The sequence below is a fragment of the Rummeliibacillus sp. G93 genome (genome assembly GCF_023515935.1).
In the GTDB taxonomy this organism is placed as follows: Bacteria; Bacillota; Bacilli; order Bacillales_A; family Planococcaceae; genus Rummeliibacillus; species Rummeliibacillus stabekisii.
Genome location: NZ_CP097314.1, coordinates 2,734,353 through 2,758,712 on the forward strand (window position 1 = coordinate 2,734,353; position 24,360 = coordinate 2,758,712).

General features: G+C 43.7%; 12 protein-coding genes, 6 rRNA genes and 1 riboswitch. Of the genes, 3 read left to right on the top strand and 15 right to left on the bottom strand.

Features of this window, described 5'->3' with window-relative positions:
• Nucleotides 1-3: 3 nt before the first annotated feature.
• The 4 genes from pcrA to M2M59_RS13800 form a co-directional block, all read right to left on the bottom strand.
• The gene (pcrA, locus tag M2M59_RS13785; RefSeq protein WP_249774887.1) at nt 4-2,241 is read right to left on the bottom strand and encodes a DNA helicase PcrA; all 2,238 of its coding nucleotides are present in this window, start codon (nt 2,239-2,241) and stop codon (nt 4-6) included.
• A 31-nt stretch (nt 2,242-2,272) separates the two neighbouring features.
• Nucleotides 2,273-2,965: a heptaprenylglyceryl phosphate synthase gene (locus tag M2M59_RS13790; protein ID WP_147197655.1), complete on the bottom strand. Its 693-nt coding sequence runs from the start codon at nt 2,963-2,965 to the stop codon at nt 2,273-2,275.
• Nucleotides 2,966-3,114: 149 nt separating this feature from the next.
• Complete coding sequence (locus tag M2M59_RS13795) at nt 3,115-3,432, bottom strand: YerC/YecD family TrpR-related protein (protein ID WP_147197654.1); 318 nt, start codon at nt 3,430-3,432, stop codon at nt 3,115-3,117.
• Nucleotides 3,433-3,590: 158 nt separating this feature from the next.
• Nucleotides 3,591-5,321 (bottom strand): adenine deaminase C-terminal domain-containing protein, encoded by a 1,731-nt coding sequence (locus M2M59_RS13800; RefSeq protein WP_249774888.1) that lies wholly within the window; start codon nt 5,319-5,321, stop codon nt 3,591-3,593.
• A 150-nt stretch (nt 5,322-5,471) separates the two neighbouring features.
• Between M2M59_RS13800 and M2M59_RS13805 the strand changes: the two genes are divergently transcribed.
• A complete protein-coding gene (locus M2M59_RS13805) occupies nt 5,472-6,197 on the top strand; it encodes a hypothetical protein (RefSeq protein ID WP_249774889.1) in 726 nt (241 codons plus the stop codon).
• A 49-nt stretch (nt 6,198-6,246) separates the two neighbouring features.
• On the opposite strand, the gene purB is transcribed toward M2M59_RS13805, so the two are convergent.
• The 5 genes from purB to M2M59_RS13830 all read right to left on the bottom strand — a co-directional run bounded on the left by purB (nt 6,247) and on the right by M2M59_RS13830 (nt 13,009).
• Nucleotides 6,247-7,542 (bottom strand): adenylosuccinate lyase, encoded by a 1,296-nt coding sequence (gene purB, locus M2M59_RS13810; RefSeq protein ID WP_147197648.1) that lies wholly within the window; start codon nt 7,540-7,542, stop codon nt 6,247-6,249.
• A gap of 248 nt (nt 7,543-7,790) precedes the next feature.
• A complete protein-coding gene (locus tag M2M59_RS13815) occupies nt 7,791-7,982 on the bottom strand; it encodes an NETI motif-containing protein (RefSeq protein WP_249774890.1) in 192 nt (63 codons plus the stop codon).
• A gap of 181 nt (nt 7,983-8,163) precedes the next feature.
• Nucleotides 8,164-8,279, bottom strand: a 5S ribosomal RNA gene (rrf, locus tag M2M59_RS13820).
• A gap of 62 nt (nt 8,280-8,341) precedes the next feature.
• Nucleotides 8,342-11,270, bottom strand: a 23S ribosomal RNA gene (locus M2M59_RS13825).
• 191 nt (nt 11,271-11,461) lie between these two features.
• Nucleotides 11,462-13,009 (bottom strand): 16S ribosomal RNA (locus M2M59_RS13830).
• Together the 16S, 23S and 5S rRNA genes form the textbook arrangement of a ribosomal RNA operon.
• An 886-nt stretch (nt 13,010-13,895) precedes the next feature.
• Here M2M59_RS13830 and M2M59_RS13835 point away from each other — a divergent pair.
• Complete coding sequence (locus M2M59_RS13835) at nt 13,896-14,063, top strand: hypothetical protein (RefSeq protein ID WP_158512602.1); 168 nt, start codon at nt 13,896-13,898, stop codon at nt 14,061-14,063.
• An 80-nt stretch (nt 14,064-14,143) separates the two neighbouring features.
• Here the strand turns inward: M2M59_RS13835 and pabB are convergent, their stop codons facing one another.
• From pabB to M2M59_RS13865, 6 genes are all read right to left on the bottom strand, one after another.
• The gene (gene pabB / locus M2M59_RS13840) at nt 14,144-15,754 is read right to left on the bottom strand and encodes an aminodeoxychorismate synthase component I (RefSeq protein WP_371923789.1); all 1,611 of its coding nucleotides are present in this window, start codon (nt 15,752-15,754) and stop codon (nt 14,144-14,146) included.
• A gap of 128 nt (nt 15,755-15,882) precedes the next feature.
• Entirely contained in the window at nt 15,883-16,476 is a 594-nt protein-coding gene (locus tag M2M59_RS13845; protein WP_249774892.1) for an anthranilate synthase component II, read from the bottom strand.
• A 245-nt stretch (nt 16,477-16,721) separates the two neighbouring features.
• Nucleotides 16,722-16,837, bottom strand: a 5S ribosomal RNA gene (gene rrf / locus M2M59_RS13850).
• A gap of 63 nt (nt 16,838-16,900) precedes the next feature.
• Nucleotides 16,901-19,829 (bottom strand): 23S ribosomal RNA (locus M2M59_RS13855).
• Nucleotides 19,830-20,020: 191 nt separating this feature from the next.
• Nucleotides 20,021-21,568: ribosomal RNA gene (locus M2M59_RS13860) — 16S ribosomal RNA — on the bottom strand.
• A 426-nt stretch (nt 21,569-21,994) separates the two neighbouring features.
• Nucleotides 21,995-23,329 carry an NCS2 family permease gene (locus M2M59_RS13865; protein WP_249774893.1) on the bottom strand — a complete coding sequence of 445 codons (1,335 nt, stop codon included), beginning with the start codon at nt 23,327-23,329 and terminating at the stop codon, nt 21,995-21,997.
• A 111-nt stretch (nt 23,330-23,440) separates the two neighbouring features.
• Nucleotides 23,441-23,542: riboswitch (purine riboswitch) on the bottom strand.
• Between the two features lie 187 nt (nt 23,543-23,729).
• Between M2M59_RS13865 and M2M59_RS13870 the strand changes: the two genes are divergently transcribed.
• Complete coding sequence (locus M2M59_RS13870) at nt 23,730-24,347, top strand: pentapeptide repeat-containing protein (RefSeq protein ID WP_066790092.1); 618 nt, start codon at nt 23,730-23,732, stop codon at nt 24,345-24,347.
• Nucleotides 24,348-24,360 lie beyond the last annotated feature (13 nt).

Below are 24,360 nucleotides of genomic sequence, written 5' to 3' on the forward strand. Positions count from 1 at the left end.
CTTTTAAACTTTTTCGATTGGCGCAAATTTTGCAAGTAACCGTTTAATGCCGGTTGGGCTAGCAAAAGCAATATCCAATTCAGTATTTTCGCCTTCTCCGCGCACTGCTACTACCGTGCCTACGCCCCATTTCTTATGAGAGGCTTTGTCGCCAGCCTTCCAACCAATCTGATCGCCACCTGTTTGTTTATAGGTAGGTGTAATCACAGTTTGACGTGGCTGTGCATAGCCTGATGGATGGCGTCTTGGCGCATTAAAGCTAGTATGCCCATTTGTTTGATCGCGCAAAGCTATTTCTTCCAGTATTTCAGAACCAATTTCCTGCAAGAAGCGTGAAGGCGTATTGAAGCTGCTGCGGCCAAAGATTGTCCGGCATTGAGCACATGTTAAATAAAGGCGCTGTTCAGCCCTTGTAATACCCACATAAGCGAGCCTTCTTTCTTCCTCCATCTCATCATCATCCTGCAATGACCGGGAATGCGGAAAGATATTTTCTTCCATACCGATAATGAACACGACAGGGAACTCTAGCCCTTTCGCCGAATGCATCGTCATCAAAACGATAGAGCCTTTCGTTTCATCTTCTTTATCCAATGTATCAATATCAGCAATTAACGCTAGATCAGTTAAGAAGGCAACCAAGGATTTGTCCTCACTTTGATCCTCAAATGCTTTAGTAACAGATATAAACTCATCAATGTTTTCTAAACGGCTTTCCGCTTCAATTGTTTTTTCATTCTTCAACATATCGCGGTAGCCGGATTTAGTTAAGATTTCTTCCACTAATTCTGTGACCGGCAAAAACTCCTGCATTTTTGTCAGATTCAATATCATCTCACGGAATTCGATTGCCGCCTTTGTTGCACGTGCAGATAATCCCATAAAATCAGCTTCAGCCAATGCATCGAATATGGAACGATCTTGATCAATAGCAAATTGAGCCATGCGTTCAAATGATGTAGCGCCAATGCTCCGTTTTGGCTCATTGATAATACGTGCGAGCGATAAATCATCATCATTATTGGCGATGAGACGCAAATAGGCCAGCAAGTCTTTAATTTCTTTTCGATCATAGAACTTTGTACCGCCGACAATGGTATAGTTCATATTGGATTTGACAAGCATTTCTTCCATTACCCGCGATTGGGCATTTGTACGGTAAAGAATAGCAAAATCATCTGCAGAACGATTCTCTGTCTCCATCAATTCTTGAATAGTCTTAACGACGAACTGTGCTTCCTGCTTTTCGTCATAGGAGCGGTACAGATAGATTTTTTCTCCATCTTCGTTTTCCGTACGTAGCTTCTTAGGATAACGGCTCGTATTATTTTCTATGACGTCATTAGCCGCCTGTAAGATGCGCGATGTAGAACGATAATTTTGCTCAAGCATAATAACCTTGGCATTCGGATAATCCTTCTCAAATGATAGGATGTTCTGAATATCAGCACCGCGCCAGCGATAAATTGATTGATCTGAGTCACCTACAACACAAAGATTTTTAAATCTCTTTGCAAGCATTTTGACTAACAGGTATTGAGATTTATTGGTATCTTGGTACTCGTCCACATGAATGTATTGGAAACGATTTTGATAATATTCCAAGACTTCAGGTACTTCTTCAAAAAGACGGATTGTAAGCATAATCAAATCATCAAAGTCGCATGATTGATTCTTTCTCAAGCGTTTTTGATAGTTCTCATATACTTGCGCTACAGTCCGTTCATATGGGTTAGACTCATTGATTTGAGCTTTATATGAGGCAGCATCAATGCACTCGTTCTTGGCTGAGCTAATCGCATTCAGCATGGAACGCGGATCGAATCGTTTTGGATCGATGTTTAGCTCTTTTAGAGCATTTTTAATTACGGTCAGTTGGTCAGAGGTATCAAGGATGGTAAAGCTCTTGCTATAGCCAATGCGGTCGATATCTCGTCTTAATATGCGCACGCACATTGAGTGGAACGTAGATACCCACATCCGTTCGCTTGTTCCTTGGCCAAGCAAGTTGTTGATCCGCTCCTTCATTTCGCGACCCGCTTTATTAGTGAAGGTGATCGCTAATATTTTGGAAGGATAGACTTGCTTTTCGATGACCAAATAAGCAATTCGATGTGTTAATACTCTCGTTTTTCCTGAACCTGCTCCCGCCATGATGAGGAGAGGGCCTTCTGTTGTTTTAACTGCTTCTTCTTGTTCTTTATTCATGCCACTCAGCAAATTTCTTGTCAGCTGTTCCATATGCACTCTCCTTTACAAACATTTGTTCTTATTATACATTTTTCACTGTCTCTTTAACAGCCTTTACTGTCTTCAGTGCTGTTTTCAAATTATCATACACTACATTGCCTACGACAACTGTATCCGCGTAAGAAGCCATTTCTGCCGCTTGTTCCTCTGAAGCAATACCGCCTCCATAAAAAAGCTTAGTTGTTGAAAGTTCTTCTCCAATGGATTTTACAAGTTCAGGGTCACCGTATGTGCCGCTGTATTCCATATAAAAGACCGGCAAACGGAAAAAGTTCTCTGCCATTCTTGCATAAGCCATGACATCATCTGGCTCACAGTCCGTTTTAGCTTTGGATAATTTTGCAGCTTTGCAATCAGCGTTTAAGATACAATAGCCTTCTGCTACAAGCTCCTCCCACATCATCACATCGCCAAATGCCTTAATCGCTTCATGATGAAGATCCTTCACCCATAATGTATCACTGCTATTTAACACCGTTGGAATGAAGTAATAATCATATCCCGGCGAAATACTATCTATATTTGAAATCTCTAATGCTACAGGCACAGTAAAGCGCCGAATTCTCGCTAGCAGGTCGAGCACTCCATCTATCGTTACATCGTCTGAACCTCCTACTATAATCGCATCGGTACCAGATTCGCAAATTGCTTCTAATGCGTCATCTGAAATCTCCTTTGCTGGGTCCAGCTTAAATACATGCCGCCAATCCATCATTTTTTCAAAAGCCCCCTATTCACTTTCTATCATACCTAGTATACACAAACTATTTCACATGCTAAATCTACAAATGCATTCTTTTGTTGATCAACATCTTTATAAAAAGAAAAAACTGAACACTTGGTCCAGTCTTTTCTTTGTGGTCCCTATTTAGGCGCTTGATAAGGCGATTCGTCTGGGTAAAGACGCCCTAGCATTTCATCGTACGTGTCATTGCCGTAATCGAAGCAGCGGCGTACTCTTGAAATGGTAGCAGTAGAGGCGCCTGTTTCTTTTTTGATTGTTTCGTATGTCTTTTTCAACCGTAAAAGGTGAGCGACCTCAAAACGCTGTGCCAATGATTGAATCTCGCTGATTGTACATAAATCATCGAAAAACTCATAGCATTCTTCTATATTTTTCAATGATAAAACGGCTTTAAATAATTGTTCTGTTTGATGGCCTTTAATTTTATCAATTTGCATAACCGTTTTCCCCCTCCCTTGCTTGTGTACTAGCCTTTGTGACTAGGCTTTAGAAGGCATACACCCTAAAGGGCAAAGTACAGCAAGAAGACAACTTTCTTCTACTCTATTTTACCACCATTATAGGATATATATCAATTTCACGCTTTAGTGCACTACTACCTCATAAGGGATGGGAATAGAACCTTTTTCTTCATGACTTCATAAATTCCCTGCTGTGTAATTCGAACATATGGCAAGTGTGTAGATTGCAAGAATAATAGAGTATAAATCGCATCGCCATGCGCATAGCCTCGTTCAGCCAATGCATTAGCCAAAGCGTTTTGCTGCTGGATTAAATGCTCAACCGGTTCTACAGATAATCCACCGCAAAGCGGCAATGGGATGCTTTCAATAACCTCGCCATTTTCTACTAGGACGATGCCGCCGTTCATTTCTTTCATTACATTAAACGCATGCAGCATTTCTTTTATATCTTTCCCAATTAAAATAATGTCACCAGTAGAAGAATAAGAAGATGCGAAGCCTTGGAGCTTATTCGCAAACCCTTTGATGAGTGTATTCACGCGCCACTGCCCTTTTCGGTCTACGAGCATTAAGAAACATTCATCATGTTCTTCGCTTAAATGTCCATGATTTGGGTGAACAGATACTTTATATGGTTTGGTAATTACATCATTCAGCATCTCAATCCCAAACGGCATGGAGAACTGGCAATCTTCCTCTGTTAAATCAAATGACAGATTTAATGGCGGCAATGCTGAAAAGACGACACCTTCTAATGTTCTTACTTTTTGCCCATCGCGTTTTAACCATACGCCTTTTGATAACACGCTTTCTGGAACAGGATGGTATTCATCCTCTAATATATTAAGTGTAGCGAAACGGCCCGTTGCAATGAATCCATGCACATCAGACATATTATAATATCTAGCAATGTTATAAGAGGCCATTTGATACGCATCAATTGGATCTACTCCTGCATCGAGCGCTACTTGAATGCATTGATCCATGATGCCCTTTTCATAGAATGATGGTGTCGCTCCATCAGTTGTCATCATCAAATGATCAAAGAGGTTCAAATCCTTTTCTAAAATACCTTTCAATAAGTCGGGTAAATCCGGGCGTATAGATGAATGGCGTAAAGTGACACCATAGCCGTGAAGAATCCTGTTTTCCACTTCTTCTACTGTCATGGCCTCATGATCGCCGTCCGCGCCAAATAATTTTAATCTTGCAAGGGTCCGAGAAGAGGATCCTGGTAAATGTGCCTCTATTTTTTTGCCGTACATATGAGCTTCTTGCAATGAATACAGCATTTGGTCATCGCCTGCTACTAGCTTGGGCCATCCAGTTAGCTCGCCGCCCATAAGAACATCGCTTCTTTCTAACCAATCATGGATAGCTGTTGGCGTAAAGAACTTGTGTTCATCTTGTAACTCGGTTTGCGAATCAAAGCGAGCCCACCAATAAAATGAAAATGGCAATTTTTTTAATTGGTCTAACATTGAAAACGCTTTCTCATTTGCGGTATGCAAAAAGAATGTTAAGTTGTCCGAAATTAACGTAGTTGTCCCTAATTGTGCCGCATAATCCGCTAAAGTTTGGGGATTATAAAGTTGAAATGGATGTACATGCGGTTCAATATAGCCGGGTACAATCGTCTTGCCACTTGCATCTACAATTTCTGTTCCTTCTATATTTACAGGCATTTTAGGGCCGGCATATACAATTCGGTCGCCTAAAATCCATATATTCCCCTCCACCCATTTTTTGTACATGCTATGTAGATAACGTGCATTTGTAATAACAATCGTGGGTGCTGTTTTACCATCAATTACTGCCACTTGCTTTCTAAGTTCAGTAATTTTCCAATTCGGCTCAAGCATTACATCCATCTCCTTTCTAAGTTTGTGCTTATGTTATGGTTGGGATACGCCCAAAAGTAATTTGAATATTTTGGATGGTAAAATAATCGTATCATAGCGCTTCTGGAAAGCAAAGAAATAAAATTTGAATGATAACTGGAGGTTAAATTGATGACGACAACAGGTGGAAATATCAGTGTAAAAAGTGCTTATATGCGTTTTGCATGCGGTGCTACTATGACTGCATTAGGTGTCGGTAGACTAGCCCATAAACCTGATTGTATGCGCGCGAAGGCTATGATTATGATTGGTGCGATGAAGATGGGTGAAGGGGTCGCGAAATTCTGTCCAACTAAATCCTTCTTAAGCAACTATCTGTCCACCATGGTTAGTGAATTGCAATCAGGCAATTCCGGAAGCTCAGGAAACTCTGGAGGCTTCGGCACAACAGGAAGCTCAAGTAACTCTGGATACTCAGGTAATTCAGGAGGCTCAAGCAATTCTGGATCAGGATCATCTCTTGCCAGCATAGCTTCAGCTGCTATGGGCCTAGGTGGCAAATCCAAGTCAAACAGCAATAACGGAGGTTCAGGTGGATCAAGCGGTTCTAGCTCAAATGCCAATGCTTCATCCAACTCTTCCGTCATTCCTGATATTGAGCAATTAATGCAAGATTTCTCTTCATTATCCGGTACAGGCAAGCAAGCAAACGGCCAACAGTCGAATAATAGTGGGCAATCAAGTAATAACCAGCAATCGAATAATAGCCAGCAATCGAACAATTCTCAACAATCAAACATGAGCCAGTCATCGAACTCATCGAATCAATCATCAAAAAACCAACAAAATAAAAATAACCAGTCCTCTAATTCAAATCAATCTTCACAAAAACAGTAAGACAGAAACAGTATGATGCAAAAAAACTGCCCAAAGCTGGGCAGTTTTTTTAGTTTAAGCCAAGACGATCAAAAATCAAATCTACATTTTTTAAGTGATAATGGTAATCGAAGCAATCAGCAATCTCTTCTTCAGAAAGATGTGAGCTAATGACTGAATTCCCTTCCACAAGCTCGCGGAACTGAATTTGTTCGTCCCATGCTTGAGCTGTTAAAGGTTGTACAGTATCATATGCCTCTTCACGAGATAGTCCTTTGTCAATCAATGCAAGAAGCACACGCTGTGAGTAGATTAGTCCAAATGTGCTATCCATATTGCGTTTCATATTGTCTTCTAAAACCGTTAAGTTTTTCACGATGTTGCCGAAGCGGTTCAACATATAATTTAAACCAATAGTTGTATCAGGCAAAATGATGCGTTCAGCAGACGAATGAGAAATATCACGTTCATGCCAAAGTGATACATTTTCATAAGCAGTCACCATATGGCCACGAATTACTCTCGCTAGGCCGACCATATTTTCTGATCCAATTGGATTTCTCTTATGTGGCATAGCAGAAGAACCTTTTTGTCCCTTCGCAAAGAATTCTTCTACTTCTCGTATTTCAGATTTTTGCAACCCACGAATCTCTGTAGCAAATTTATCAATAGAAGTAGCAATCAATGCCAATGCTGCAATATATTCAGCATGGCGATCTCGTTGTAATGTTTGAGTGGAAATAGGTGCTGCTTGAAGACCTAATTTGCTGCAAACATACTCTTCCACGAACGGATCGATATTTGCGTAAGTTCCTACTGCTCCAGAAATTTTCCCTGTTTCAATCGTTTTAGCGGCTGCTTCAAAGCGTTCCATATTACGTTTCATCTCTTCATACCACAAAGCAAGCTTTAGACCAAATGTCGTGGGTTCTGCATGTACGCCATGTGTACGTCCCATCATGACCGTATATTTATGTTCTTTTGCTTTTACTGCCAAAATATCGATGAAACGTTTAATATCTTCACGTAATATCGCATTTGCCTGTTTTAATTGGTAAGACAATGCAGTATCTACGACGTCTGTTGAAGTAAGGCCATAATGCACCCATTTGCGTTCATCGCCAAGTGTTTCAGATACAGCTCGAGTAAAAGCCACAACATCATGACGAGTTTCTTTTTCAATTTCTAAAATTCGATTGATATCAAATGAAGCATGCTCGCGAATCTTTGCTACATCTTCCTTTGGAATATCACCAAGCTCTGCCCATGCTTCTGCAGCTAATATCTCAACTTCCAACCAATTATTGTACTTATTTTCATCTGTCCAAATGGCGCCCATTTCCGGACGAGTATAACGTTCGATCATCGTTTTCCCGCTGTCAAAATCCGTAAAAGCCACAGCTTATTCACTCTAGGCTTTTTAGATGTCACATATTTGACTCTACGGTTCCCTCCTCATTATCATTGATTTTTACGCTGTAACCGACGCAATTTTTACTTTCCTAACGAAGACTTTTTCAATTTCATTTTATCAATGCAAAAGTAGTAAGTCAACGCAATATCCGAACGTTACTTCAACTAAAATAAAATAAAGTTCGATTTTGAACAGTCAGTCTATTCTTGTTCAAAGGGTATACCTTTAAATTTTATGATTTGGCGTATCGGTACAGGTTCTCCATTGATAATTTGAAAAAGAGGCTCCTCTTTTCTGCCGACCGGCATATAGCCATCCTTTTTCATTCTCTCCAAGCACTCTTCTATTGTTTCCGATTCTTCGACTTCATACCAAATTTGTTTTTTTGCCACATTGCCACTTCCTTATAAGATTCGCAACGCTTTATACGCCGCCTATGCATTTTGTTTTTTTGTAAAAGGCCATTTGCTCTCTTTTATAGTTTACCTAAGTTTGACGTCCGTTGCTAGAAACAATAGACTTCCGAGAAACAAAAAAAAGACACTACTGATTGAATCAGCAGTGTCTTAATATGCCTAGCAACGTCCTACTCTCACAGGGGGAAGCCCCCAACTACCATCGGCGCTAAAGAGCTTAACTTCCGTGTTCGGCATGGGAACGGGTGTGACCTCTTTGCCATCATTACTAGACTATTTGAAAGACAATTGTTCTTTCAAAACTGGATAAACGTGAATTGAAGGTTCTTAAGAATTTGGTTAAGTCCTCGATCGATTAGTATTCGTCAGCTCCATGTGTCGCCACACTTCCACCTCGAACCTATCTACCTCATCGTCTTTGAGGGATCTTACTTACTTGCGTAATGGGAAATCTCATCTTGAGGGGGGCTTCATGCTTAGATGCTTTCAGCACTTATCCCGTCCACACATAGCTACCCAGCGATGCTCTTGGCAGAACAACTGGTACACCAGCGGTGTGTCCATCCCGGTCCTCTCGTACTAAGGACAGCTCCTCTCAAATTTCCTACGCCCACGACGGATAGGGACCGAACTGTCTCACGACGTTCTGAACCCAGCTCGCGTACCGCTTTAATGGGCGAACAGCCCAACCCTTGGGACCGACTACAGCCCCAGGATGCGATGAGCCGACATCGAGGTGCCAAACCTCCCCGTCGATGTGGACTCTTGGGGGAGATAAGCCTGTTATCCCCGGGGTAGCTTTTATCCGTTGAGCGATGGCCCTTCCATGCGGAACCACCGGATCACTAAGCCCGTCTTTCGACCCTGCTCGACTTGTAGGTCTCGCAGTCAAGCTCCCTTGTGCCTTTACACTCTACGAATGATTTCCAACCATTCTGAGGGAACCTTTGGGCGCCTCCGTTACTCTTTAGGAGGCGACCGCCCCAGTCAAACTGTCCGCCTGACACTGTCTCCTACCCCGATCAGGGGTACGGGTTAGAATTTCAATACAGCTGGGGTAGTATCCCAAGGACGCCTCCACCGAAGCTGGCGCTCCGGTTTCAATGGCTCCTACCTATCCTGTACAAGCTGTACCAAAATTCAATATCAGGCTACAGTAAAGCTCCACGGGGTCTTTCCGTCCTGTCGCGGGTAACCTGCATCTTCACAGGTACTATAATTTCACCGAGTCTCTCGTTGAGACAGTGCCCAGATCGTTACGCCTTTCGTGCGGGTCGGAACTTACCCGACAAGGAATTTCGCTACCTTAGGACCGTTATAGTTACGGCCGCCGTTTACTGGGGCTTCGGTTCTCACCTTCGCTTGCGCTAAGCAATCCCCTTAACCTTCCAGCACCGGGCAGGCGTCAGCCCCTATACGTCACCTTACGGTTTTGCAGAGACCTGTGTTTTTGCTAAACAGTCGCCTGGGCCTATTCACTGCGGCTCTCTCGGGCTTGCACCCTACTAGAGCACCCCTTCTCCCGAAGTTACGGGGTCATTTTGCCGAGTTCCTTAACGAGAGTTCTCTCGCTCACCTTAGGATTCTCTCCTCGACTACCTGTGTCGGTTTGCGGTACGGGCACCTCCTGCCTCGCTAGAGGCTTTTCTTGGCAGTGTGAAATCAGGAACTTCGCTCTAAAGAGCTCGCCATCACAGCTCAACGTTATAGAGAGCGGATTTGCCTACTCTCACGCCTTACTGCTTGGACGCACATAACCAACAGTGCGCTTACCCTATCCTACTGCGTCCCCCCATTACTCAAATGGCAGGGAGGTGGTACAGGAATATCAACCTGTTATCCATCGCCTACGCCTGTCGGCCTCGGCTTAGGTCCCGACTAACCCTGAGAGGACGAGCCTTCCTCAGGAAACCTTAGTCATTCGGTGGATGGGATTCTCACCCATCTTTCGCTACTCATACCGGCATTCTCACTTCTAAGCGCTCCACCAGTCCTTCCGGTCTGACTTCACAGCACTTAGAACGCTCTCCTACCACAGACATCGTAGATGTCTATCCACAGCTTCGGTGAATTGTTTAGCCCCGATACATTTTCGGCGCAGCGTCACTCGACCAGTGAGCTATTACGCACTCTTTAAATGGTGGCTGCTTCTGAGCCAACATCCTGGTTGTCTAAGCAACGTCACATCCTTTTCCACTTAACAATTACTTTGGGACCTTAGCTGGTGGTCTGGGCTGTTTCCCTTTTGACTACGGATCTTATCACTCGCAGTCTGACTCCCGTGTATAAATCACTGGCATTCGGAGTTTGTCTGAATTCGGTAATCCGGGATGGACCCCTAGTCCAAACAGTGCTCTACCTCCAGGATTCTTCATCACGAGGCTAGCCCTAAAGCTATTTCGGAGAGAACCAGCTATCTCCAGGTTCGATTGGAATTTCTCCGCTACCCACACCTCATCCCCGCACTTTTCAACGTGCGTGGGTTCGGGCCTCCAGTAAGTGTTACCTTACCTTCACCCTGGACATGGGTAGATCACCTGGTTTCGGGTCTACGACCACATACTTATTCGCCCTATTCAGACTCGCTTTCGCTGCGGCTCCGTCTCTTCAACTTAACCTTGCATGTAATCGTAACTCGCCGGTTCATTCTACAAAAGGCACGCTATCACCCATTAACGGGCTCTAACTACTTGTAGGCACATGGTTTCAGGATCTCTTTCACTCCCCTTCCGGGGTGCTTTTCACCTTTCCCTCACGGTACTGGTTCACTATCGGTCACTAGAGAGTATTTAGCCTTGGGAGATGGTCCTCCCAGATTCCGACGGAATTTCACGTGTTCCGCCGTACTCAGGATCCACTCAAGAGAGAATGCACTTTTGACTACAGGACTGTTACCTGCTATGGTGGGTCTTTCCAAACCGCTTCGCCTAACGCATTCCTTTGTAACTCCGTATAGAGTGTCCTACAACCCCAAGAGGCAAGCCTCTTGGTTTGGGCTCTTCCCATTTCGCTCGCCGCTACTAAGGGAATCGATTTTTCTTTCTCTTCCTTCAGGTACTTAGATGTTTCAGTTCCCTGAGTCTGCCATCAAGACGCTATGAATTCACGTCAAGATTCTACCCCATTACGGATAGAGGGTTTCCCCATTCGGAAATCTCCGGATCAAAGCTTACTTACAGCTCCCCGAAGCATATCGGTGTTAGTGCCGTCCTTCATCGGCTTCTAGTGCCAAGGCATCCGCCATGCGCCCTTAATAACTTAACCGTTGGCTTATAAAGCCTTTAAGTTATTAAGCCTAAAAAATTTAAAACTTAATAAATGTGTTACTTAAGAATTTCTTCAATGTCGTTTTATCCAGTTTTCAAAGAACAAGGTTTTGAGAGTATGAACCCTCAAAACTGAACAGCAAGATGTTAATCGTACAGACGAAGTCTGTATTCCGTTAAATTCCTTAGAAAGGAGGTGATCCAGCCGCACCTTCCGATACGGCTACCTTGTTACGACTTCACCCCAATCATCTATCCCACCTTCGGCGGCTGGCCCCAAAAGGTTACCTCACCGACTTCGGGTGTTACAAACTCTCGTGGTGTGACGGGCGGTGTGTACAAGGCCCGGGAACGTATTCACCGCGGCATGCTGATCCGCGATTACTAGCGATTCCGGCTTCATGTAGGCGAGTTGCAGCCTACAATCCGAACTGAGAACGGTTTTATGAGATTAGCTTGCTCTCGCGAGTTTGCGACTCTTTGTACCGTCCATTGTAGCACGTGTGTAGCCCAGGTCATAAGGGGCATGATGATTTGACGTCATCCCCACCTTCCTCCGGTTTGTCACCGGCAGTCACCTTAGAGTGCCCAACTAAATGATGGCAACTAAGATCAAGGGTTGCGCTCGTTGCGGGACTTAACCCAACATCTCACGACACGAGCTGACGACAACCATGCACCACCTGTCACCAATGTCCCCGAAGGGAAAACTCTATCTCTAGAGCGGTCACTGGGATGTCAAGACCTGGTAAGGTTCTTCGCGTTGCTTCGAATTAAACCACATGCTCCACCGCTTGTGCGGGCCCCCGTCAATTCCTTTGAGTTTCAACCTTGCGGTCGTACTCCCCAGGCGGAGTGCTTAATGCGTTAGCTGCAGCACTAAGGGGCGGAAACCCCCTAACACTTAGCACTCATCGTTTACGGCGTGGACTACCAGGGTATCTAATCCTGTTTGCTCCCCACGCTTTCGCGCCTCAGTGTCAGTTACAGACCAGACAGTCGCCTTCGCCACTGGTGTTCCTCCAAATCTCTACGCATTTCACCGCTACACTTGGAATTCCACTATCCTCTTCTGCACTCAAGTTCCCCAGTTTCCAATGACCGCTCGCGGTTGAGCCGCGAGATTTCACATCAGACTTAAGAAACCACCTGCGCGCGCTTTACGCCCAATAAATCCGGACAACGCTTGCCACCTACGTATTACCGCGGCTGCTGGCACGTAGTTAGCCGTGGCTTTCTAATAAGGTACCGTCAAGGTACGTTCATTTCCTAACGTACTTGTTCTTCCCTTACAACAGAGTTTTACGATCCGAAAACCTTCATCACTCACGCGGCGTTGCTCCATCAGACTTTCGTCCATTGTGGAAGATTCCCTACTGCTGCCTCCCGTAGGAGTTTGGGCCGTGTCTCAGTCCCAATGTGGCCGATCACCCTCTCAGGTCGGCTATGCATCGTCGCCTTGGTAGGCCGTTACCCCACCAACTAGCTAATGCACCGCGGGCCCATCCTGCAGTGGCGCGAAAGCGCCTTTCAACATTTCACCATGAAGTAAAATGGATTATCCGGTATTAGCTCCGGTTTCCCGAAGTTATCCCAGTCTGCAGGGCAGGTTGCCCACGTGTTACTCACCCGTCCGCCGCTAAATCAAAGGAGCAAGCTCCTCGTCATTCGCTCGACTTGCATGTATTAGGCACGCCGCCAGCGTTCGTCCTGAGCCAGGATCAAACTCTCCATAAAAGTGTTTGATTGCTCAAAATTTCACTAGCGCATCATCTTTACGATGATGACTTTAAAACTAACAGTTGTTAGTAAGTTTAAATGATTAACATCTTGCTTGTTCAGTTTTCAAGGTTCATGTTTAAGTTCTTTAGCGAACTTTTATATCTTATCATATCTTCAATGTCTTTGTCAACAACTTTTTTATTTCAATATATTGTTTTAACAGCGACTCAATAATATTACCAGAACTAAACGAGTAAGTCAACGTTTTTATTCAAATAAATTATTAACTATTAGATTGATAATGATTCGTCGTTTGTTGCGACTTAAATATAATATTATATTTTTAAATATAAGTCAATAACTAATTTACTTATTTTTTTACCTCTACTGTCCTGCAAACATCTATCATCCCTTTACGCTAACAAACAGAAGCTTATCATCTCTTTAAACCTATCAGCTAGTGCATTTTCATCATAGGTATAACCTCTTTTTCAACTTTAATAAAGATAATACAATTCGATTTCAGGTCCTAACTCTCCATTCACTAAAAACACATTCAAAAAACTTCTAAATAATAAATTCTAGTTTTTTTATGTTTAACTTCTCACCAAACAGGCTAAATTAACTTCACTAGTTAAATTCATCCTATATTTGGTAACTTATATGCTCCAAATTACTGTTTGATTTATCTATCAAAGACTTTTACAGACGGAAAGTTAAAACAACATATAGTTTTTCACCATATAATCACACTAAAAAAACGAATAACCCACTCTTCTTTTTCATAAGCTAGAGTCGGTATCATCAGCTAGATTACTTACTTGTCGTATAAATGCATCTTAGATGAATATTGGCCAGGATTAATATTTCATTGGAATGTACAATCGAAAGGAGTTTTCTTATGCTAATCCAATCCTCTGAATGGCTACGTCTCCCAAAAGAAGAACGGTTATTATGCATTCGGTTAACTGTCTCAGAAAACCTCGAACGTCAGCGTAAGCGTGCCTATGCTAAAGCAATGGCTAAGCGCGTGACTAACACTACTCATCTATATTCATCCATTTCATAAAACCACCAAGGGTGATGTACCTAAAAAAGCACAACTAAAAACTAGTTGTGCTTTTATTTTTATTTACTAAGTGTTGAGTTTCATATTAACGTGATAGGTACCCATTTCCTTACGCTATTGATGAACCAGATATTCTGACACTTTTCTAGATCCTCAACTGTCAACGTTTTTTCTAACACTTTCCCCTCTAATATCAAAGAATTGCGGAACGTGCCAGCAAGTAAGCCACTGCTTACAGGTGGTGTATAGTACTCATCATCCATTTCAACAATCAGATTACCATTCGTAAATTCGGTCAACTCCCCTTCATTATTCCATAACAATACATCATAAGAATCAGGATATTTTCTTTGAAACTCCAAATATACTTCACGATTTGTCGTTTTATGATATAAAAAAGGATTGTTCTGATCTATAGGTTGATCTGCTAATCTGCATTTAAGATCAGGAGACTGTTTGGCTATTGGTTGCACTTCGATTACTGGTTCCCCAGTGCGATTGACCAATAATCGAACTTTATAATCTCCATTAGAAAAGGATTCTGCATGTCTTAACAAATCACTACGAATACTTTCTATAGTTACTTCATAGTTGAAGTACTTTGCAGAAGCTTGAAGTCTCTCCAAATGCTCATCTAGCAAAAGGTATTCACCATCTGACAGTAAAAGACTCTCCAGCAATGAAAAAAGGGGGCGCTCTTCTTCAAGTAAAAGAGCTTTTGCTACTACTTCATGATATTCATCTTCAGCAGTCGAATCCCATGTAATGCCTCCCCCTACTCCATAAGTGGCTTTACCTGTTTCGTTCTTAATCATTACTGTTCGAATCGGCACATTAAATATGGCTTCCTTTGCTGGGGTGATATAACCGATTGTCCCACAGTAAACCTCACGAGGAGAACCTTCTAGTTTCTCTATAATTTCCATTGTTCTAATTTTGGGTGCACCCGTGATAGAACCACAAGGAAAAAGTGCTTTAAAGATATCTGTAAGAGCTATATCTTCTTTGATTTCTGCTGTAATGGTAGATGTCATTTGATGGACTGTTGGGTATCGTTCTATCTCAAACAATGTTTCTACTTTCACAGTTCCCGTTTTTGCGACAACACTAAGATCATTTCGCAGTAAATCGACAATCATCACATTTTCTGCTCTGTTTTTTTCTGAATGATACAGCTCATCCGCCATTGCTTCATCTTCATCTGAAGTTTTTCCTCTTTTGATGGTTCCTTTCATCGGACGGGTTGTCAGCTTGTTTCCTTTAAGATGGAAGAATAGTTCAGGCGACGCGGACAATATACTATAATCACCCGTCTGTAGATAGGCAGAGTAATTAGATGATTGTGCTCTTCTTAATTTGTCGAAAAATGCAATCTCGTCTCCCTTAAACAAAGAATTCAAGCGTATTGTATAATTCGTTTGATATGTATCACCATTTTCAATGGATTCCTTAATCGATTTAATAGCTGAATGATATTCATCGACCGAAACAGATGGGACCCATTCACTTATTGTATAACGGCCGTTGCTTCCTACTATTTCTTGAAGAGGCTCAGCATATATACCGAACCACAGTAATGGCATTTCACTTTTATTGTTTACTTTCATAGCTTCATCAAATGCCCGTGCAGCTTCATACGATAAATAGCCTGCTGCATAAAAGCCCTGCTCTACAGCTTCTTCGACTTCCATTAGACAACCCATTACATCCTCTACTGTAGTGGCACATATAATTTTCATAGGATTTCGAAAAGTCAGGGGGTGTATCTCCCCCTCACTACCTGCAAATTCGAAGGATAAAAGAGGTTCTTTTTGTTCTTTTATTGTGTGCATAGTCTATTCCCTTTGAGTTTATTTTCAAAAAAGTTACCAATCATTTGCTGGCCGTGCTCCGTTAAGATGGCTTCGGGATGGAATTGTACCCCTTCCACAGGATATTGTTTATGACGCAGAGCCATAATTTCTCCATCTTCGCTTGTAGCACTTATTTGCAAACAATCAGGAAGTGTTTTTTCATCAACAATCAACGAATGATATCTTGCCACTTTAAGTGGCGAAGGCAAATCACTGAAAATTCCCTGAGAATTATGTTGAATAGCTGATACTTTACCATGCATAGGTTTTACAGCTTTTTTTATAATCCCTCCGAATGCTTGGGCAATTGTTTGATGACCTAGACAAACACCTAAGATGGGGATGGTTTGATAAAATTCCTTTACCACTTCCAGACAAATTCCTGCCGTTGATGGATTCCCAGGTCCAGGTGAAATTAAAATGACATCAGGTTTGATGGATGTTATTTCCTCAATTGTTACTTGGTCATTGCGTAAAACCATTACTTCCTCACCAATATTACGAATATATTGTACGAGATTAAATGTAAACGAATCATAATTATCTATAATAAGAATCAATAGATTGTTCACCCCTTCATAGTTACATTAATTCTATTCTAAAGTGAAAGTGCACAGGATGAAAGAGGCAGGATTCAGAATGGTGAATGATCTTGCCTTTTTAAAGCATTAAGCAATAAGAAGCACTGCAATTAAAAAGTTTTCTTTAACAATTGAAAATTTAAATTTAATTTATGTTTTAAAAGAGTCGGGAGAAAAGATTTTTCCACATAAAAAAGCACCGTACGATTGTACGGTGCTTGATTGCAAAGCGACGTCCTACTCTCACAGGGGGAAGCCCCCAACTACCATCGGCGCAAAAGAGCTTAACTTCCGTGTTCGGCATGGGAACGGGTGTGACCTCTTTGCCATCATCACTCCACATATATGTAGAGATTTTGTTCTCTCAAAACTGGATAAACGTGAATTGAAGATTCTTAAGAATTTGGTTAAGTCCTCGATCGATTAGTATTCGTCAGCTCCATGTGTCGCCACACTTCCACCTCGAACCTATCTACCTCATCGTCTTTGAGGGATCTTACTTACTTGCGTAATGGGAAATCTCATCTTGAGGGGGGCTTCATGCTTAGATGCTTTCAGCACTTATCCCGTCCACACATAGCTACCCAGCGATGCTCTTGGCAGAACAACTGGTACACCAGCGGTGTGTCCATCCCGGTCCTCTCGTACTAAGGACAGCTCCTCTCAAATTTCCTACGCCCACGACGGATAGGGACCGAACTGTCTCACGACGTTCTGAACCCAGCTCGCGTACCGCTTTAATGGGCGAACAGCCCAACCCTTGGGACCGACTACAGCCCCAGGATGCGATGAGCCGACATCGAGGTGCCAAACCTCCCCGTCGATGTGGACTCTTGGGGGAGATAAGCCTGTTATCCCCGGGGTAGCTTTTATCCGTTGAGCGATGGCCCTTCCATGCGGAACCACCGGATCACTAAGCCCGTCTTTCGACCCTGCTCGACTTGTAGGTCTCGCAGTCAAGCTCCCTTGTGCCTTTACACTCTACGAATGATTTCCAACCATTCTGAGGGAACCTTTGGGCGCCTCCGTTACTCTTTAGGAGGCGACCGCCCCAGTCAAACTGTCCGCCTGACACTGTCTCCTACCCCGATCAGGGGTACGGGTTAGAATTTCAATACAGCTGGGGTAGTATCCCAAGGACGCCTCCACCGAAGCTGGCGCTCCGGTTTCAATGGCTCCTACCTATCCTGTACAAGCTGTACCAAAATTCAATATCAGGCTACAGTAAAGCTCCACGGGGTCTTTCCGTCCTGTCGCGGGTAACCTGCATCTTCACAGGTACTATAATTTCACCGAGTCTCTCGTTGAGACAGTGCCCAGATCGTTACGCCTTTCGTGCGGGTCGGAACTTACCCGACAAGGAATTTCGCTACCTTAGGACCGTTATAGTTACGGCCGCCGTTTACTGGGGCTTCGGTTCTCACCTTCGCTTGCGCTAAGCAATCCCCTTAACCTTCCAGCACCGGGCAGGCGTCAGCCCCTATACGTCACCTTACGGTTTTGCAGAGACCTGTGTTTTTGCTAAACAGTCGCCTGGGCCTATTCACTGCGGCTCTCTCGGGCTTGCACCCTACTAGAGCACCCCTTCTCCCGAAGTTACGGGGTCATTTTGCCGAGTTCCTTAACGAGAGTTCTCTCGCTCACCTTAGGATTCTCTCCTCGACTACCTGTGTCGGTTTGCGGTACGGGCACCTCCTGCCTCGCTAGAGGCTTTTCTTGGCAGTGTGAAATCAGGAACTTCGCTCTAAAGAGCTCGCCATCACAGCTCAACGTTATAGAGAGCGGATTTGCCTACTCTCACGCCTTACTGCTTGGACGCACATAACCAACAGTGCGCTTACCCTATCCTACTGCGTCCCCCCATTACTCAAATGGCAGGGAGGTGGTACAGGAATATCAACCTGTTATCCATCGCCTACGCCTGTCGGCCTCGGCTTAGGTCCCGACTAACCCTGAGAGGACGAGCCTTCCTCAGGAAACCTTAGTCATTCGGTGGATGGGATTCTCACCCATCTTTCGCTACTCATACCGGCATTCTCACTTCTAAGCGCTCCACCAGTCCTTCCGGTCTGACTTCACAGCACTTAGAACGCTCTCCTACCACAGACATCGTAGATGTCTATCCACAGCTTCGGTGAATTGTTTAGCCCCGATACATTTTCGGCGCAGCGTCACTCGACCAGTGAGCTATTACGCACTCTTTAAATGGTGGCTGCTTCTGAGCCAACATCCTGGTTGTCTAAGCAACGTCACATCCTTTTCCACTTAACAATTACTTTGGGACCTTAGCTGGTGGTCTGGGCTGTTTCCCTTTTGACTACGGATCTTATCACTCGCAGTCTGACTCCCGTGTATAAATCACTGGCATTCGGAGTTTGTCTGAATTCGGTAATCCGGGATGGACCCCTAGTCCAAACAGTGCTCTACCTCCAGGATTCTTCATCACGAGGCTAGCCCTAAAGCTATTTCGGAGAGAACCAGCTATCTCCAGGTTCGATTGGAATTTCTCCGCTACCCACACCTCATCCCCGCACTTTTCAACGTGCGTGGGTTCGGGCCTCCAGTAAGTGTTACCTTACCTTCACCCTGGACATGGGTAGATCACCTGGTTTCGGGTCTACGACCACATACTTATTCGCCCTATTCAGACTCGCTTTCGCTGCGGCTCCGTCTCTTCAACTTAACCTTGCATGTAATCGTAACTCGCCGGTTCATTCTACAAAAGGCACGCTATCACCCATTAACGGGCTCTAACTACTTGTAGGCACATGGTTTCAGGATCTCTTTCACTCCCCTTCCGGGGTGCTTTTCACCTTTCCCTCACGGTACTGGTTCACTATCGGTCACTAGAGAGTATTTAGCCTTGGGAGATGGTCCTCCCAGATTCCGACGGAATTTCACGTGTTCCGCCGTACTCAGGATCCACTCAAGAGAGAATGCACTTTTGACTACAGGACTGTTACCTGCTATGGTGGGTCTTTCCAAACCGCTTCGCCTAACGCATTCCTTTGTAACTCCGTATAGAGTGTCCTACAACCCCAAGAGGCAAGCCTCTTGGTTTGGGCTCTTCCCATTTCGCTCGCCGCTACTAAGGGAATCGATTTTTCTTTCTCTTCCTTCAGGTACTTAGATGTTTCAGTTCCCTGAGTCTGCCATCAAGACGCTATGAATTCACGTCAAGATTCTACCCCATTACGGATAGAGGGTTTCCCCATTCGGAAATCTCCGGATCAAAGCTTACTTACAGCTCCCCGAAGCATATCGGTGTTAGTGCCGTCCTTCATCGGCTTCTAGTGCCAAGGCATCCGCCATGCGCCCTTAATAACTTAACCGTTGGCTTATAAAGCCTTTAAGTTATTAAGCCTAAAAAATTTAAAACTTAATAAATGTGTTACTTAAGAATTTCTTCAATGTCGTTTTATCCAGTTTTCAAAGAACAAGGTTTTGAGAGTATGAACCCTCAAAACTGAACAGCAAGATGTTAATCCTACAGACGAAGTCTGTATTCCGTTAAATTCCTTAGAAAGGAGGTGATCCAGCCGCACCTTCCGATACGGCTACCTTGTTACGACTTCACCCCAATCATCTATCCCACCTTCGGCGGCTGGCCCCAAAAGGTTACCTCACCGACTTCGGGTGTTACAAACTCTCGTGGTGTGACGGGCGGTGTGTACAAGGCCCGGGAACGTATTCACCGCGGCATGCTGATCCGCGATTACTAGCGATTCCGGCTTCATGTAGGCGAGTTGCAGCCTACAATCCGAACTGAGAACGGTTTTATGAGATTAGCTTGCTCTCGCGAGTTTGCGACTCTTTGTACCGTCCATTGTAGCACGTGTGTAGCCCAGGTCATAAGGGGCATGATGATTTGACGTCATCCCCACCTTCCTCCGGTTTGTCACCGGCAGTCACCTTAGAGTGCCCAACTAAATGATGGCAACTAAGATCAAGGGTTGCGCTCGTTGCGGGACTTAACCCAACATCTCACGACACGAGCTGACGACAACCATGCACCACCTGTCACCAATGTCCCCGAAGGGAAAACTCTATCTCTAGAGCGGTCATTGGGATGTCAAGACCTGGTAAGGTTCTTCGCGTTGCTTCGAATTAAACCACATGCTCCACCGCTTGTGCGGGCCCCCGTCAATTCCTTTGAGTTTCAACCTTGCGGTCGTACTCCCCAGGCGGAGTGCTTAATGCGTTAGCTGCAGCACTAAGGGGCGGAAACCCCCTAACACTTAGCACTCATCGTTTACAGCGTGGACTACCAGGGTATCTAATCCTGTTTGCTCCCCACGCTTTCGCGCCTCAGTGTCAGTTACAGACCAGACAGTCGCCTTCGCCACTGGTGTTCCTCCAAATCTCTACGCATTTCACCGCTACACTTGGAATTCCACTATCCTCTTCTGCACTCAAGTTCCCCAGTTTCCAATGACCGCTCGCGGTTGAGCCGCGAGATTTCACATCAGACTTAAGAAACCACCTGCGCGCGCTTTACGCCCAATAAATCCGGACAACGCTTGCCACCTACGTATTACCGCGGCTGCTGGCACGTAGTTAGCCGTGGCTTTCTAATAAGGTACCGTCAAGGTACGTTCATTTCCTAACGTACTTGTTCTTCCCTTACAACAGAGTTTTACGATCCGAAAACCTTCATCACTCACGCGGCGTTGCTCCATCAGACTTTCGTCCATTGTGGAAGATTCCCTACTGCTGCCTCCCGTAGGAGTTTGGGCCGTGTCTCAGTCCCAATGTGGCCGATCACCCTCTCAGGTCGGCTATGCATCGTCGCCTTGGTAGGCCGTTACCCCACCAACTAGCTAATGCACCGCGGGCCCATCCTGCAGTGGCGCGAAAGCGCCTTTCAACATTTCACCATGAAGTAAAATGGATTATCCGGTATTAGCTCCGGTTTCCCGAAGTTATCCCAGTCTGCAGGGCAGGTTGCCCACGTGTTACTCACCCGTCCGCCGCTAAATCAGAGGAGCAAGCTCCTCGTCATTCGCTCGACTTGCATGTATTAGGCACGCCGCCAGCGTTCGTCCTGAGCCAGGATCAAACTCTCCATAAAAGTGTTTGATTGCTCAAAATTTCACTAGCGCATCATCTTTACGATGATGTCTTTAAAACTAACAGTTGTTAGTAAGTTTAAATGATTAACATCTTGCTTGTTCAGTTTTCAAGGTTCATTTCGTTGTCGCCTTAACGACTTAATCTATCTTACAACTTCTTTATTTAAAAGTCAACAACTTTTTAAAAATAATTTAGTTGAGATATTTTGTCATGCTTTGTCGCAACAACATGAAATCTAATATACGCCCTTATTCAACTAAAGTCAACAGTTTTACACAAATTTTTCTTCTATCTTTTAAATTTCGTATATATGTTGCGATTATTCCTTCTATAACCTCTATATTTCTACCTCACTTTTAAATGTCAGTTTTCTATTAAATAAAAAACAGCTCCTGATGCAAGTGCATCGGAGCTGCTCCTTCTATTAACGTACCCAAATAAAGTAGGCCAAGAAGACAAAGAATAAAACATACATCAATGGGTGAACTTCTTTTCTTCTTCCTGCTAAAAGCATTGTTATAGGGTAGAAAATGAAACCTACCGCAATACCTGAAGCAATACTATATCCCATTGGCATCATGAACATCGTCAAGAATGCTGGTACCGCGATCTCAAATTCATCCCACTTAATTAAACGAAGCGAGGAAGCCATCATGACGCCGACGATAACCAATGCAGGTGTTGTCACTGCTGTAGTCACAACACTCAATAATGGAGAGAAGAATAGAGCTAGTAAGAACATAATCCCTACTACTACTGCTGTGAAACCAGATTTTGCGCCTGCTGCCACGCCTGCAGTAGATTCAACATATGCCGTTGTAGTAGAAGTCCCAAAGATGGAACCAACTGTCGTGCCTAAGGCATCTGCCATAAGGGCTCTCCCCGCGCGTGGTAATTTGTCATCTTTAACTAAGCCTGCTTGATTGGCTACGGCCATTAATGTGCCTGCTGTGTCAAAGAAATCTACAAATAAGAATGTCAGTACAACAACTAGAAATTTCACATTGAATAAAGAACTTGGATCATGGATAACCGGATCTAATGCAACACCAAATGTTGGTGCAACGCTAGGAATAGCTGAAACAATCGCTTTCGGAACTTCCACTAATCCAAATATCATACCGATTATAGCGGTGATGACCATTCCATAGAATATACCTGCTTTCGCTTTACGTGCTACTAAGATTACCGTGATAACAATCCCGATAATCGCTAGTAGTACATTACCGTCTGTAAAATCGCCTAATGTAATAAAAGTACTTTTGCTCGCTACGACGATTCCAGCATTTTTTAAACCTACAAATGTTACGAAGAAACCAATACCTGCTGATACGGCATATTTCAACTGAACAGGAATAGCATTGATAATCGTTTCACGGATGCCTGTTAATGAAAGAATGATAAAGATAACACCTGAGAAAAATACGCCCGTCAGGCCAGTTTGCCACGGGATATGGTAAGTCAAGATGACAGTGTATGCAAAGAACGCATTAAGCCCCATCCCTGGTGCTAAGCCGATTGGATACCTTGCGACAAATCCCATAATGAACGAACCCACTGCTGCAGCCAAGGCTGTAGCTACAAATACAGAACCATAGTCCATGCGCATGGCAGCTGGCAAATCTTTTACATCTGCTAGTGTCAGGATGAGTGGATTTAATGCTAATATATAGGCCATTGCTAAGAATGTTGTAATACCGCCAATTATCTCTCGACGATAGTTAGTGCCAAGCTCCTCAAATTGAAAATATTTCTTCATGTTAATCCTCCATATGCCGCCTTATACGCCAGAAAAGAAAAAACAGTCAACTCCCGATGAGCTGACTGTCTGCAAATTTCACTAGTATCCATAACTAATGAAATAAAAGGTTCCCCTTTTATATATATGCGTAGTCAAGTCATTTACGGTAACTCGGTAGAAACTTTCGGGCCATATTCCCGACATTATACGACGACTTTATTTAATTTACTTCGATAATATAGCATGCAACAGCTAGAGTTTCAATAGAAATTTACGAACAATTTATATATACTTCGAATAATAGTTCGTAACTAATTCATTTTTATAGAAAAACGGTTCGCATATCAAGTTAAACCATTTACTTTTAGCTTTCATATATGACATCATTAGGAGAAAGCATTGAGGAGGCTAACCAAAAATGAAAAAACCTTCTGCACATTACACACAAACCATCCAAAGTGAGTATGTATTATTTGAAGAAATAGAAGACAACACGCTTCTGATTGATTGTGAGATTGATTGTCAATTTGGCAGGAAACAAATCCAAGAAGTAAAATTTGAGAATTGCCGTTTCAGCACAGCCGAATATAAACAAACGGAATTCCTAGATGTAATCTTCCAAAAATGTGATTTGTCTAATTTTAATTTCAACAAGTCAATATTCTATCGCTGTGAATTCCAAACCTGCAAACTGCTCGGAACGCAATTTATAGGAAGCACATGTAAAGATGTAAGCTGGCTGAATTGCTTGATGAATTACGCTATCCTCTCTGAAGGTAAAATGAATCAGGTTTGCTTCCGAGAAAGCCAGCTAGAAGAAGCTTTCTTTCACAATTGTAAATTCCAGCAAACCAGTTTTGAGTTATGCAATCTCCAGCTAGCGGATTTTTCAGAGAGCAAATTAAAGGGAGTGGATCTATCCTCCTCTGACTTCGTGGACATTAAGCTGACCCCTAGTTTAGCAAAAGGCCTCTCTATCCGTTTTGACCAAGCCCCAGCCATTGCGGCTATGCTCGGTGTAACGATTAAAAACTAAAGAGGTGTTTCCC

Bases quoted from the DNA above. Each gene is read 5' to 3' on its own strand.
- pcrA (WP_249774887.1), bottom strand. From the start codon at position 2,241: ATGGAACAGCTGACAAGAAATTTGCTGAGTGGCATGAATAAAGAACAA.
- M2M59_RS13790 (WP_147197655.1), bottom strand. From the start codon at position 2,965: ATGATGGATTGGCGGCATGTATTTAAGCTGGACCCAGCAAAGGAGATT.
- M2M59_RS13795 (WP_147197654.1), bottom strand. From the start codon at position 3,432: ATGCAAATTGATAAAATTAAAGGCCATCAAACAGAACAATTATTTAAA.
- M2M59_RS13800 (WP_249774888.1), bottom strand. From the start codon at position 5,321: ATGCTTGAGCCGAATTGGAAAATTACTGAACTTAGAAAGCAAGTGGCA.
- M2M59_RS13805 (WP_249774889.1), top strand. From the start codon at position 5,472: ATGACGACAACAGGTGGAAATATCAGTGTAAAAAGTGCTTATATGCGT.
- purB (WP_147197648.1), bottom strand. From the start codon at position 7,542: ATGATCGAACGTTATACTCGTCCGGAAATGGGCGCCATTTGGACAGAT.
- M2M59_RS13835 (WP_158512602.1), top strand. From the start codon at position 13,896: ATGCTAATCCAATCCTCTGAATGGCTACGTCTCCCAAAAGAAGAACGG.
- pabB (WP_371923789.1), bottom strand. From the start codon at position 15,754: ATGGAAGTCGAAGAAGCTGTAGAGCAGGGCTTTTATGCAGCAGGCTAT.
- M2M59_RS13865 (WP_249774893.1), bottom strand. From the start codon at position 23,329: ATGAAGAAATATTTTCAATTTGAGGAGCTTGGCACTAACTATCGTCGA.
- M2M59_RS13870 (WP_066790092.1), top strand. From the start codon at position 23,730: ATGAAAAAACCTTCTGCACATTACACACAAACCATCCAAAGTGAGTAT.